Below are 13162 nucleotides of genomic sequence, written 5' to 3'. Positions count from 1 at the left end.
TCGGTATTATTTTCACTGGGCGAATATTGCCATTTGCGTAGGCGAACCTACTTCTAAATCTTCAGTTCCCACACAACGAAACTCTACCCCACAGCCAAACCGTTCGGCAACCCCTTTCGCCCAAGTTTGAAATTCGGCCCTTGTCCACTCAAAGCGGTGATCCCGGTGGCGAAATTTGCCCGCGGGCAAGTTTTCAAACCTAACGTTATATTCAATATTTGGAGTTGTGACGATCGCACTTTTGGGTCGGATAAATTCAAACAAAACCCGCTCAAAAGCAGCTAACCGTTCTAAATCCAGATGTTCGATCACTTCAATTACGGCCGCTGCATCAAAACCAGTCAAGCGGCTGTCCCGATAAATTAGCGAACTTTGAATTAGTTGAATGCGAGATTGTTTGGCGGGAGACAATCGATCGATTTGCAAACGTTCCCTGGCAATTTCCAAGGCACGAAAGGACACATCGACGCCTGTAATTTGTTCGATCGAGCTTTCTTTCAAAAGCAGTTTCAGCAGTTTTCCCTCACCGCAGCCCAAATCTACCACTCGCTTAGCACCACTTTGCTTTAAAACCTCCGTCACAGCTTCCAAACGCTCTTGATTCAAGCTAATTCGCTGTTCTAAAACTTCCTCTTCTTGCTGATGAGAAACTTCGAGTTCCTCAGGGTCGATATGAGCTTCTTCTGCTAACTGTGCCACAGCAATTCGCGTCAGACGGCGCTGGCGTTTGAGATAGCGGTTGGCAATTTGTTCGCGGGCGGGATGCGCCTTCAACCAACCTTCGCCGTGATGCAATAATTTCTCGATTTCATCATCGCCCACCCAATAATGTTTGTCGTCATCCAACACGGGAATTAGCACGTAAAGATGGCTTAACAAATCCGCCAAACGGAGTGTATTTTGCAGTTCCACAGAAAAGTAAGGACTCGCGCCCCACTCGGGAAATTGCTCGTCAAGAATCAGGGGTTTTGCTGCGACTTGATAGCCAAGCGGCTCAAACATTTGCCGCAGGAACTTCTCGCCACCGCGACAGGGCAAAACCGACAGATTAACTGTCAAAGGAAGGGGGGTTTCTGCGAGTTCTGGGCGGTCTTTGCAGCGACCGGATAGAGCTGTACTAAAGACTTTGGCGAGGGCGACAGACAGAAAAGATGAGGCAACGTAGGGGCGATCGTTCACGTATTGTTCGAGAGGGCGATCGCCCGATTTCGACTTGCCCCGCACCAAAGCAACCGGATCGACATCTAAGAGTAAAGCCGCCGTGCACTTTTCTGAATTTGCCTCTGGATAAAACACGCTGGCTTGCCCGAAAGTCATCGGAAAGGATTGATGGCGATCGGGATGTTTGTGCAGCAAATAACCCAAATCTGTAGCAGGTACGCGAGTTGTAGAGATGGTTAATAACATAATATTAGGAATTGGGCATCGGGCATCGGGCATCGGGCATCGGGCATTGGTGTTTGTTATTGCATAATTGCTTCTACTGACTACTGACTACTGACTACTGACTACTAAGATTTCTGTTTTTCCACACTTCCCAAATCCAACTTAGCCCGCAACTCTTCCTTAATCCGATTTAAAATAGACTCCTCATCCAAAGAAGACAAAATCTTGCTCACAACAGCCTTTGGCCCATCATCTCCCCAAGAAGCACCATTAGCCAAATAAGCCTTAGTAACTTGACCGATACCGTAGGAAGAAACCCCCGCGATCGCAGCTTGCGTCACCGCCACAGACAAATAAGGCGCTAAAGCCAAACCCCCCGTCGCTGGCGTCGCCAAACCCAAGAATCCTTTCAAAGAACTCAAGCCAAAATTAGCCAACAATTCACCGGCTGTAATCCCCCCCATACTAATCGCAATCTTTTGCAGCAATTCCACCGCGCCCGCTTCTGTCATCGCAATGCCGTAAACTTTAGATAAAGTTAATATCATCACCACATCAATTACCGCGCCGCTAAGAATATCAACTACAGTAATTGGATTAAGTGCGATCGCCACCGCTTTAGTCATTACCCCGTTCCAGATAATTCGATTAGCCGCGTCATCTCGAATCTCCATTTTTCGCTGCACCAACTGCTCGTTAATATCCCCCGCACAGAGCATCGTATTCAGGGCGACCAAAGATTTGCCTTCTCGGTCTAAAATCTCCAAAATCTTTAATTTTAAATCTTGGACTTGTGGCAAACTGCGAGTCATTTGCACGCCCATACTTCCGTCGGGACGGCGCACCGCCCTCGCCGTCAAAGGCGAAGCCGCCGCCATCACAATTTCATCGGGAGACAACAATTCTCTTACGCGCTCGTCTCGAATTTTATGATAAATTGCCAGCCTGTCTGCATCAGGATACTGGTCAATTTTATTAAACACTAATAGCATCGGTTTTCCGGCTTCCCGCAACTGCGAAAGTGCTGCGTATTCCACCTTCGTAATGTCGCCAGCAACTACAAACAAAATCAAATCAGCTTGTTGAGCAACGCGGCGGGCTAAAAGTTCGCGAGTTTCGCCGTCAACTTCATCTATTCCCGGAGTGTCGATTAATTCTACTTGCGACAAACGGTAAATAACTGGCGAAAGTCGATCGGGCAAATTCTTATCAATTCCCTCTCCGACATCCCACTGGCCGATAGTGGTGGTGCGAGTCACCCCGTGAGTCGGGCCAGTTTCAAACACATTTTGACCTAGCAGCGCGTTCAAAACCGAAGATTTTCCCCTTCCCACCATCCCAAACACAGCTATTTGCACGCAAGCGCGCTCTAGCTTGTCGAGCATTTTCTCTAACCCGCCAATTTCCGGTTCCAGTCCAGTTCGCTCTTGAACTGTCAAGTCGAGATTTTCTACTATATCTCGCAGAGCATCTTTAGCGTGGCGCAGGTTGAGTTCTGCCTGAATGTCTGCGAAGCTTAAAATTGTGTCATCTAATTCTCGATCGACATTTGAAAAATCCGAGGCTTCAGTCATTGTTACCTGATGTTATAGCTTTGCTTCACTTAAAGTTTCAACCGATACGATGCTATTCTAGCTTTTTCCGTCTGCTTTGTACATTAGGCCTACGGCAATGGCGTGTTTAGAATCGGGGTAGGGAGACAGCATTGCTGTCTCCCTACAGATCTCATGTAAAACCTGTTTAATTTACAACAATGATTAACCGCCTCCAAATAATAGCCAGTTATCCATTTCCTTTACGTGTAATAATTTTCCTATTAATCTTGCTAGCAATTTGGCTGCCGCTAGCAGCACCAATTTATCTCTTAGTTAAGGATAGTAACCTAGCAACTATTCTGACAATGGGATTGTTGTTTACTGAGTTTCTGTTCCTAGTGCCGCGCTGGGGAAAACAGGTTTACGGACAAACCCAATTACTCAAAAGTTACGGTTTAATCAATACGCGAAAAAACGGTTTTGAGCTTTTAATTGGATTGGCGATCGGGCTTTTGCTTACTTTCAGCTTATTTGCGGTGCAAGGGCTGTTCGGCTTAGTCGCGTGGCAAAATTCTGATAATTTGCCTAGAATCATCGCAGAAGGGCTATTAAGCGCCCTTGGAGTCGGTTTTGCGGAGGAGTTGGTATTCCGTGGTTGGTTGCTGGACGAGTTGCAGCGGGATTACAATTATAAAATATCTCTCTGGGTCAATAGCCTGGTGTTTGCCCTATCTCATTTTATCAAACCTGTCGCGGCAATGCTGGGGAGTTGGCCGCAGTTTCCGGGGTTGTTGTTGCTGGGTTTGATTCTGGTTTGGGGAAAAAGATCGCGCCAAAATCGCCTCGGTTTGTCGATCGGGCTTCATGCAGGTTTAGTCTGGGGATATTACATGATTAACATCGGGCAGTTAGTGCGATATTCGGGTTCCGTTCCCGACTGGGTGACAGGAGTTAACGGCAATCCGCTAGCTGGGGCGATCGGGCTATTGTTTTTGAGTGTCTTGGCCTTGGGAATGCGAAAAATGTCTGAACCTTCCAAATGTTTGTAGTCAGGACGAAGACTCCTTATTTCCCACAGCTTTGAGGACTTTAGTCCTCACTACCACCCAACTTATTCAGAAATTTATAAACTTATGAAACTCAGCATCTTTGCCACTACTACAGTGTTAATTTATACAGGTTTGTTAGCTCCTGCAAACGCACAAAATACCGCACAACTCAAGCCAAATAATTCTTTAGTTCAAGTGCAGACAGCGCCCGAACAAATTCTCAATGCTTGCGTGCAGAATCAGGCGGAAACTCTGCCAAATCCTTTTACCGATGTACCTTCCAATCACTGGGCTTACAAAGCTGTTTTGACAATGTATTATTGCGGGGCTTACCGAGAAGGGACGCCACCTGCTTTAATTAAAGAATTACTGGAATCGGGACCTCCTATTAGAGAAAGTTTGCCTTCCCGATCACCGTTTCCCAATTTCCCATCACAGCCATTTCCCATGATTAATTAAAGAATTACTGGAATCGGGATATCCTACTAGAGGAAGTTTTTATTCCCGATTACCTTTGCCGCATTTCCCATTACCAAGATTTTAAAACTGAGCCCGAACCGTAAACGAATAATCGCCACCTGGTTCTAATTGATAATCCCATTTTTCCAGAAAACGGTGCAGCGGTTCCTGAATCAATGCCCTACCCTGAGAAGGCTCAAGTATGAGTGTTTTTTCTGACGTGAAACGCCACTGAAACTGCCACTCAAAATTCCCGGCAGTCACTTCACCCTCAATCGTGCCTTTTTGCCAAGATTGGCCTGTAACCCGGACATATGCAGTTGTTTCAGGCAAACGTCTCGAACTCACCTTTTTGTTTCCGCGTTTGTTTCTGCAATTGTGCGACTATTGTAAAGGCTCATGGCTTTTTCTACTCCTTGGTGCAGACTCAGTTCCACAGCTTCTACAACCAGTTTAAGCACTTTTTCTACTAACTGACTTTCCTCTGAGGAAAACTTTCCTAACACGAAGGAAATCGTATCTTTCTCATTTTTAGCAGCATCGTTTTGAGGTTTGCCGATGCCAATCCGCAACCGGGGAAATTTGTCTGTGCCCAAATGAGAAATTGTGGATTTCATGCCGTTGTGTCCGCCGGCAGAACCCGCAAGCCGCATTCTCAATTTCCCGATCGGCAAATCCATATCATCGTATACTATTAATACCGACTCCGCAGGTATTTTGTACCAATCCGCCGCCGCCCGAATCGCTTGACCGGAGAGATTCATGTAAGTAAGCGGTTTCAGCAAGCGGATTTTCTGTCCCCGCGGCCGGTTTCCCTCGCCAAATATGCCTTGAAATTTGCGATTTTCCGACAGGGAAATCTGCCAAGATTTAGCCAAGGCATCGACAGCATTAAAGCCTATGTTGTGTCGGGTGCGATCGTATTTAGGTTCGGGATTTCCCAACCCAACTATTAGCTGGGGAATCACTAACTCCGCTGGTGTTTCCGACTTCTGAGAGTTGTTCATTTAAATGTTTGTGCTATCTTCCTTGGGAGTAGCTGCCGCGAGTTTTTCAGTTTCCGGTTTGCTGCTAGTTGCTACTGCTTCTTCTAACTGCTTGGCTTCCCGCGTGAACTCCGACTCAAAATCCCGCGAAGCGTCTTGAAAGCCCCGAATTGCCTTCCCCATACTCCTGCCGATTTCAGGTAATTTTTTGGGACCGAATACCAATAGGGCGATCGTAAAAATAACTGCCATTTCCGGCAAACCAATGCCAAAAATATTCATTTTTTTTCTCCTGCAATTTGTTTAGTTACTTCTTGTTTATTTATGGCAAAAGTAATCGGAAAGGGTAAGGAAAAACGGGAAAACTTAGCTTTTGCCCTTTCTCCTCAACCCTCAGCTTTTACTTTTAGCCTTACTGTTTTGCGATCAATTTTTAGCGGCCTAGGCTCGACCAATCCATATCCACACTCTCCAGAATCAGAGAAGAGTTGTAGATTTGCAAAATAATCAACAAGAACACGAAAAACAGTCCAATGAAAACGCTCATCAACAGCGTGGTGCCCCAACCCGGAGCGACCTTGCCGTACTCTGAGTTAAGGGGTTTGAGTATATCTCCTAACCAAGTTCGTTGTGCCATAAGTCACCTACAATGAATCTCTACAGAGAAGTTTGACATATTTTCACCGCTAATTGCGATCGCAATTTCTCAGAAAAGCGGGAACGGGACTCGGACAACGGGGAGTGGGGGTTGGTTGCCATACCGTAGAGCGCCTAAAATCACTAGACTTTCAGACGGATTGTTATTTTTTGTAATATTATAGAGTGGATCACTCATAATCGATCAAAAATATGGAACCTGCAGCAGTTCTCGGCATTTCTCTGGGCGTGTGTCTGGTGGCAATCACCGGTTTCTCGATCTACACCGCTTTCGGTCCCCCGTCTAAGGAATTGAGAGATCCTTTTGAAGAACACGAAGACTAAAGAAGAAGGAAGACACAACACGGATTCGGACACGGAGACACGGATGAATTTAAGTGTGTTTCCAGATATCTCCTATTCTCTGTCTCTCCCTCTCTCCCTGGTAGATATTCTTCTAGGGGTGGGAAGGGAGTGATGCTGTGGGGCGATCGCCTGTCGCCTACTCGTCAATGGTATATTTTTCATAAATACAGTAAATCTCTATTCCATTTAAGCTAAAAATTATTAAGTTTCAGGCAAAAGCATAATGGGCAATACCTTTGGGCATTTATTTCGGATCTCGACATTTGGGGAATCTCACGGCGGCGGTGTGGGAGTAGTAATTGACGGGTGCCCGCCCCTGGTGTCGATCGACGCATCGGAAATTCAAGCCGAACTCGATCGCCGCCGCCCCGGCCAAAGCAAAATTACCACGCCTCGCAAAGAAGCAGATACCTGCGAAATTCTGTCAGGGGTGTTTGAAGGCAAAACTTTGGGAACGCCGATCGCAATTTTAGTCCGCAATCAAGACACTCGCCCCCAAGATTACGGCGAAATGGCGACTACCTACCGCCCTTCCCACGCTGACGCTACCTACGATGCCAAGTACGGAATTCGTAACTGGCAAGGCGGAGGTCGCAGTTCGGCGAGAGAGACAATTGGTAGAGTAGCAGCAGGCGCGATCGCTAAAAAAATTCTCAAACAAGCAGCAGGAGTCGAAATAGTCGGCTACGTCAAACGCATCAAAGACTTAGAATGTGTCGCCGACCCGGACACTGTTACCTTAGAACAAGTAGAAAGCAACATCGTCCGCTGTCCAGATGCCGAATGTGCCGAAAGAATGATTGAACTGATCGAAAAAGTTCGCGACAGTGGAGATTCGATCGGCGGTGTAGTCGAATGCGTCGCCCGCAATGTACCCAAAGGACTGGGAATGCCCGTATTCGACAAACTCGAAGCCGACTTGGCCAAAGCCATCATGTCCTTGCCCGCCAGCAAAGGCTTTGAAATTGGTTCCGGGTTTGCCGGGACTCTGCTCAAGGGCAGCGAACATAATGATGAATACTATACTGATGATAAGGGTGTAATTCGTACAGTGACGAATCGCTCTGGCGGAATTCAGGGTGGCATTGCTAACGGCGAAAATATCATTTTGCGGGCGGCATTCAAGCCAACTGCAACAATTCGCCAGCAGCAGCGCACCGTTACCCGAGAAGGCGAAGAAACGCTGCTGGCTGCCAAGGGACGGCACGACCCTTGCGTTTTGCCAAGAGCTGTGCCAATGGTGGAAGCGATGGTAGCTTTAGTGTTGTGCGACCATCTGCTGCGCCATCACGGACAATGTGGAACCTTAAAGCCTGAATTTTAAAATGGAAATCAGCTTGTCCTCTGTAGCGGCAACTCCCGTTGATTGCCCTCAACCCTCCGAATCAATAAAAGGTATAGATGATTTTGTAGTACAGTTTTGGGGCGTGCGGGGCAGTGTTCCGACACCCGGACAGGAAACTGTTCGCTACGGCGGCAATACTTCTTGTTTGGAAATGCGAGTCGCTGGCAAACGCTTGATTTTTGACGGCGGAACAGGCTTGCGGATGCTGGGAGACCAGTTGGTGCAAGAAATGCCCGTGCAAGCTTATATGTTTTTTACTCACTATCATTGGGATCACATTCAAGGTTTCCCGCTGTTCGCCCCAGCTTTCATCCGCGGCAATAGCTTTGATATTTACGGGGCGACTCCGCCGGATGGAGATTGCATGAAAAGGCACTTTGTCGAACGGGTGTTGCACTCGAATTCGCCGGTGCCGCTGATGGGTTTGCAGGCAGATTTGAATTTCTACGAACTCCATCACAACCAGACGATGATGCTGGACGATATTGAGATTAGGACGGGTTCTCTGAATCACCCGAATACTGCTATGGGCTATCGGGTGACTTGGCAGGGACGATCTGTTGTTTATTGTTCGGATACCGAACATTTTCCCGATCGCCTAGATGAGAATGTCTACAATTTAGCCCTCGACGCTGATGTGCTGATTTACGATGCGATGTACACAGACGAGGAATATCACAACCCCAAGTCTCCCAAGGTGGGTTGGGGACACTCGACTTGGCAGGAAGCGGTGAGAATGGCTAAGGAGGCCCGGGTGAAACGAGTGGTGATTTTTCACCACGATCCGGCTCACACAGACGATTTTCTCGATCGCATCGCCGAAGACGTGCAAATTGCTTTTCCCAAGGCTGTCATGGCACGCGAGGGTCTTATTTTGCCGATCGGCTTCTGAACATTCGCCTAGGTGAGCTCGATCGAACCATCAACCGATCGAACCATAATTGTTATGTGAATATGTGGATCTGGGGGCGAGACCAGCTCCACAATTTTTTTTAATAGGCAGCAAACTCTTAACTGCATGGTATAATTCTTGCTTGTTAAGTTTTTAGGTCGAGTATTTAAGGTTTTTTTTATTCTTCAACCGCGTCCGCAAGACGCCAAGACGTAAGATAATTGGAGAATTGCCAAGGGTGAAAAGGAGACTGTTTTGAATGTCAACAAACACGGGGAGGCGAGGCGATCGCACGCCTGAGTGCTAGTCTGATGCCAGTAGACTTCCAGAAGCCTTGTTACAGATTAATTATTAAGGACAAAAACTGAAGTTATAGCTCGGATCAAATAAAAGCGCAATCGGTTTTTTCGGATCGTGAATATTGACAACTCTCAAAAGCTAATAGCTTTTAGGCAGAAACTGAGAAAATTTTCAGCAGTCAATTTGACTAACCAGAAAGAAACGATGGCTCTTGGGTTTGGCAGGAGCTGCGGCAAGCGAATGTTATGACTTGACTATCAAAATGGGAAATTTACGTTTTAGATCTTCAGCACATCAATACAGATGGATTGCCTTAGGCAGTTTTGCTGTAATTATGGGTATTTCAGGCGCCCTGGCCTACCGCCTCGCCCCGCCCCCCGGATTCATGGCTCAAGGCACTCTCACTTCTAATAATCCGCCAGTCAAATTTTCGAGTACGGGCACGACAATTCTCAAGCAGGGAGAGCAACTCACCCCAGAGGTTCTGCTGGCAGATAATGTTGTCAAAGCAGTGGCAGATGCAGTTAAGCTGTCGCCCCAGCAAGTTCGACAAAATGCTAGTGTCAAGATTTCTAAGCCGGAACAACCCCTAGAGATTGTTGTTGGGTATCGCTCGCTCGATCAGGAGCAAGCAATCCAAACGGTGGATATGTTGATGAAGGGCATGGTGGAAAAAAGCCGCCTGATTAACAGATATCGGTGGCAATCAGTCAATCAGTCGCTCAACCAACGCTTGGCACAAGTCACTCAAGACCTGAAACAAGCTCAGCAAAAACTCGACCAATACGAAAGAGAGCGCGCTCGGCTGTTGCAGCAAATGAAGCTTCAGCAAGACTTTTACAACAAAACTCAGCTTGCAATGGCCGATACGCAAGCGTCGGAAAAAGAAATGGTTAGCAGTTTGGCCGCCGCTACAGTCCCGCAAATTGTGGCGACGCCCACGAGCGATCCGACAGTGCCTCTGATTTTGGGAATTGGCTTGCTGTTGGCGATTTTGGTCAGCCGGGGTTTGATTCCTTCGGTGGCGGATTGGAGGTACAAGGCAGCTTTTCAGCGAGAAGAGAGCGAAAGGCTCCAAAGTGCTTTGTACCGACTGATCAAAGAAGGCCGCGGCGAAATAACTCTGGTGCGGTTTGCAATGGAAACGCGGCTGTCGCCGGATGTCGCTCAGCGTTTTTTGAACCAACAAGCTGAAGTCTTTAATGCCAATTGCGAAATTAAAGACGACGGCAGCATCTTGTATCACTTCCACATTTAAAGGGCTGCGGGCGATCGCGCTCCACAGAAAAATTTAGCCGATCGGGCCCTCACTGCTCGATCGGCTGTTTTTTTTCTTAATAGGACTTATATCAGGTTGGGTCGATCGACTATCCCCCTCTAGGTAGGCGCGGGTTTACGGGATCTATAACTTATACTACTACTTACAGATTTTGGTGAACCCGCCGACGCGAGCTGGCGTTGCGGTGATTTTACCCGACATGATATTACGCTCAACCCGGTTTCTTAGCTTGTAGGATGCCCCGGAGCTAAAAATTGCTCGATCGACACAGGTGTGGACTAACGTAGAGCACCCGAAGATTCTGCCAGTTCCTCCCAGACTGGCTAAAAAATATTTTTTTTGTTCCGCTTGCTTTTTGCTTAAATATATGTATAATGATAAAAAATCAGTAAATGTACGGTTGCTTTTTAGCTAATTTATCTGATTAAAGGGTAATTTATCCTTACATCTTTCTTAAGGTAGAACTACACTCAGTAAAAATGCTGTAGGGTAGAAAAATAACTGATGCAGGGATGTTATGTAGTTTCACATCAGAAACTCGATCGGGCAAAAGCCTGGAATCAAACTCCCCGACTGAAAGCGTACATCTTCATATTGAACTTTTCTAATCACCTAGAGGCTAAACCATGATTTTGGAAATAATTGGTTCTTCATTCCTAGCTTACTTTTTGCTAATGTCGGTCGCTAATTACGGCGACACAGGAATGTAGATTAGTTAAAGCACTGATGCACCGAGACAGAAGGCAGCAGGCAAAAAAAACCAGTTTGACAAGTTCGATTAAGTCTCTGTTGGGATTGTGTCTGTCGTGTCCGCTCTGACCGAAAAATGGATGGATGAAGGAGTCGTTAAGTACCGCTGTGACTGGGAAGAGGCAGGCCCTGTAGCTGCCCGGAACATAGGAGATTTGATGGACTGGCGCGATCGGCTCCACGCTTGGGGATTAATTGGCGTCTACGAAAATGGCATAGGGTTTGGCAACGTCAGCGTCAGGCTCGGCAATTCTTGCCAATTCGTGATTTCGGGAACCCAGACTGCACACTTGAGAACTCTGGGACCAGAATCATACTGTACTGTTACCGAATTTAACTTAGAACAAAATTACCTCGGCTGCCGGGGCCCCGTACAAGCTTCGTCGGAGTCCCTGACTCACGGGGCCCTGTACCTTCAGAGACAGGATGTGGGCGCGATAATTCACGTGCATAATCCTAAGCTATGGCAGCAACTGCTGTTTAAGATTCCTACTACTAGAAAAGAAATACCTTACGGCACTCCCCAGATGGCCTTAGAAATGTTTAGACTTTTTGAGGAGGAGAATTTGGCAGAGCGCAAAATTCTGGCGATGGCCGGTCACGAGGACGGTATTATCTGTTTTGGCAGCACCGTGGACGAAGCTGGCAAAGTGCTTTCGGCTGTGATTGGTTACACATGAGATCTTGCACTATTATCAGAAAAAGCTAAGAAACCGGGTTTATTGACAAAAAACCTAGGATTCTACCTGTGTCTATGGCAAGAAACTAAGGTGATGACGTGGATGCCTGATTTGAGTTAGACTGAGCTTTACCCTTGACATCGGGCCGCTGGCTCGATTTAGCCTAATGGGTTCAAAACTTTTGAAGTGCCTCTTGCCTCTGCGGTAAGGGAAAGATATTTTTAAATAGAAACACATTATATAACAAAAGCTGAGAGTCATCGTGAATCAAACTAAACTTGTAAGCTCAAAAGAACTGCAATCAGAGGTATCTCGTCTCACCGAAGAGCTGCAAATGCGCGACCAATTGGTGCAGCAGTTGTCTCAAGAACTTTTCAGGCTGGTGAAGGGCAATTCGAGTTTTGTGCCGGCGCCGGAAGTTTCCGATCGCCACCAAGCTCAAATGCAGGCAATGCGGGAACAACTCCAAGCTGTTGAAGAACAGGTGGGTTTTTATCAGGAACAAATCGCAGAGCGGGATGCTGAGGTTTACCAACTGCGGCAGTCGGTGCAAGAATTGACGGATCGCTCTCGGATGCTAGAACAGGTGGTTCAGGAATTGCCAGGGGTTTACCGCCAAAAGTTTGCCGAGCGGATCGAGCCGATTAAGGAAAAATTGGATCAACTGCAAAAGGAAAACCGCCAGTTGCACACAGAGTTGCAAAGCGTAACTTACCGTCTCGCTGTGCGGAGCCGCAAGGCTAAGGGCTTGGATCTGCCGAGCGTCGATGCTGAGGACGATCGCGGCATTCAAATGCCGAGCTTTGGCAATGTCTAAGGTTTTGATTGTGGCGGGTGGCGAGAAAGGCCCAGCCGCAAGTCTCAAGGCGGCGATCGCTCAATCTCATCCTTTAACTGAAGTCAATATCTGTGGGGTTTCTCAACTCAATTCGGGCGCGATCGCTCCGGGTGGGGCTATCGTTTGTCCCTTGACGCTGGATGTGCCAGAAAATCTCGTTTTTCCGGCTCAAGATGTGTTTCGATTTTGCCGCAATGTTTCGGCGGCGCGCGATCGAGTGGCCCAGGAGTTGCAAGTTCCCGTCGGGGGTGGCAATTTTTGGCTGCCTGTGGTGTTGACGGCAAAGGGGCCACTGTATGCTGAGGTGATCGGTGCGGAAGCTGACAAGCAGTCTGGCGAGTTGAGTTACTCTCAACCGGTACATTTGTCCGATGTTTGGCGACAGCAGTTGTATGAGTTGGCTTACCGCTTGCTGAATCTTTTAAATGCGCCGCCGGCGACTTATTTGATGCAGTTCGGGTTCGTAGGGGAAAGGATTTGTTTCGATCGACTTTGGCCTTTTCCGGCTGCACCTGCGATCGTTTCTGTCGGCGTTCAAGTGCCGGATTTATTTGTCTGTCATTGGTCTTGCTTGACAAATAAGCCTATTTATGATATACAAATTTGCCCTGGGGTTACTTGAAGTCTATGGGAAATTTGAGATTTGAGATTTGCTCTCGGG

At 47.4% G+C, this 13162-nt stretch carries 15 protein-coding genes; 9 read left to right on the top strand and 6 right to left on the bottom strand.

Going from position 1 to position 13162, the window contains the following annotated elements; genetic code table 11:
* Positions 1-12: 12 nt before the first annotated feature.
* Together QUA62_RS00350 and QUA62_RS00345 are read right to left on the bottom strand one after the other, a co-directional pair.
* Positions 13-1407 (bottom strand): 3' terminal RNA ribose 2'-O-methyltransferase Hen1, encoded by a 1395-nt coding sequence (locus tag QUA62_RS00350; protein ID WP_333401894.1) that lies wholly within the window; start codon positions 1405-1407, stop codon positions 13-15.
* Positions 1408-1511: 104 nt separating this feature from the next.
* The gene (locus tag QUA62_RS00345; RefSeq protein ID WP_333286959.1) at positions 1512-2960 is read right to left on the bottom strand and encodes a GTP-binding protein; all 1449 of its coding nucleotides are present in this window, start codon (positions 2958-2960) and stop codon (positions 1512-1514) included.
* A 179-nt stretch (positions 2961-3139) separates the two neighbouring features.
* On the opposite strand from QUA62_RS00345, the gene QUA62_RS00340 reads away from it, so the two are divergent.
* Together QUA62_RS00340 and QUA62_RS00335 are read left to right on the top strand one after the other, a co-directional pair.
* Positions 3140-3970, top strand: coding sequence for a CPBP family intramembrane glutamic endopeptidase (locus QUA62_RS00340; RefSeq protein ID WP_333401893.1), 831 nt, complete (start codon positions 3140-3142; stop codon positions 3968-3970).
* An 84-nt stretch (positions 3971-4054) separates the two neighbouring features.
* On the top strand, positions 4055-4429 hold the full coding sequence (locus QUA62_RS00335) for an S-layer protein (RefSeq protein ID WP_333401892.1): 375 nt from the start codon (positions 4055-4057) through the stop codon (positions 4427-4429).
* Positions 4430-4510: 81 nt separating this feature from the next.
* On the opposite strand, the gene QUA62_RS00330 is transcribed toward QUA62_RS00335, so the two are convergent.
* The 4 genes from QUA62_RS00330 to psbH all read right to left on the bottom strand — a co-directional run bounded on the left by QUA62_RS00330 (position 4511) and on the right by psbH (position 6052).
* On the bottom strand, positions 4511-4777 hold the full coding sequence (locus QUA62_RS00330) for a DUF3146 family protein (RefSeq protein WP_006633689.1): 267 nt from the start codon (positions 4775-4777) through the stop codon (positions 4511-4513).
* Positions 4774-5436, bottom strand: coding sequence for an aminoacyl-tRNA hydrolase (gene pth / locus QUA62_RS00325; RefSeq protein WP_190659303.1), 663 nt, complete (start codon positions 5434-5436; stop codon positions 4774-4776). Before pth ends, QUA62_RS00330 begins: the two co-directional genes overlap by 4 nt.
* A complete protein-coding gene (locus QUA62_RS00320) occupies positions 5437-5697 on the bottom strand; it encodes a TatA/E family twin arginine-targeting protein translocase (protein WP_333401891.1) in 261 nt (86 codons plus the stop codon).
* Between the two features lie 151 nt (positions 5698-5848).
* The gene (gene psbH / locus QUA62_RS00315) at positions 5849-6052 is read right to left on the bottom strand and encodes a photosystem II reaction center phosphoprotein PsbH (protein ID WP_015176007.1); all 204 of its coding nucleotides are present in this window, start codon (positions 6050-6052) and stop codon (positions 5849-5851) included.
* Between the two features lie 212 nt (positions 6053-6264).
* Here psbH and psbN point away from each other — a divergent pair, with 212 nt between their 5' ends.
* From psbN to QUA62_RS00280, 7 genes are all read left to right on the top strand, one after another.
* Positions 6265-6396 (top strand): photosystem II reaction center protein PsbN, encoded by a 132-nt coding sequence (gene psbN, locus QUA62_RS00310; RefSeq protein WP_006633693.1) that lies wholly within the window; start codon positions 6265-6267, stop codon positions 6394-6396.
* A 244-nt stretch (positions 6397-6640) separates the two neighbouring features.
* Positions 6641-7741, top strand: a complete 1101-nt coding sequence (gene aroC, locus QUA62_RS00305; RefSeq protein WP_190659307.1) for a chorismate synthase — start codon at positions 6641-6643, stop codon at positions 7739-7741.
* 1 nt (position 7742) lies between these two features.
* Complete coding sequence (locus QUA62_RS00300; protein ID WP_006633695.1) at positions 7743-8654, top strand: MBL fold metallo-hydrolase; 912 nt, start codon at positions 7743-7745, stop codon at positions 8652-8654.
* A gap of 634 nt (positions 8655-9288) precedes the next feature.
* A complete protein-coding gene (locus QUA62_RS00295) occupies positions 9289-10212 on the top strand; it encodes a hypothetical protein (RefSeq protein WP_333119890.1) in 924 nt (307 codons plus the stop codon).
* Between the two features lie 851 nt (positions 10213-11063).
* Entirely contained in the window at positions 11064-11663 is a 600-nt protein-coding gene (locus QUA62_RS00290; protein WP_333402031.1) for a class II aldolase/adducin family protein, read from the top strand.
* A 262-nt stretch (positions 11664-11925) separates the two neighbouring features.
* On the top strand, positions 11926-12480 hold the full coding sequence (locus QUA62_RS00285; protein WP_190742499.1) for an Npun_F5560 family protein: 555 nt from the start codon (positions 11926-11928) through the stop codon (positions 12478-12480).
* Positions 12473-13123 carry a hypothetical protein gene (locus QUA62_RS00280; protein WP_333401890.1) on the top strand — a complete coding sequence of 217 codons (651 nt, stop codon included), beginning with the start codon at positions 12473-12475 and terminating at the stop codon, positions 13121-13123. The genes QUA62_RS00285 and QUA62_RS00280 overlap by 8 nt, the downstream gene beginning before the upstream one ends.
* Positions 13124-13162: the final 39 nt, after the last annotated feature.

Source organism: Microcoleus sp. MON1_C1, from assembly GCF_036701945.1.
Lineage (GTDB): Bacteria > Cyanobacteriota > Cyanobacteriia > Cyanobacteriales > Microcoleaceae > Microcoleus.
The sequence above is the reverse complement of the archived record's forward strand: the minus strand, read 5'-3'. Positions and strand labels throughout refer to the sequence as shown.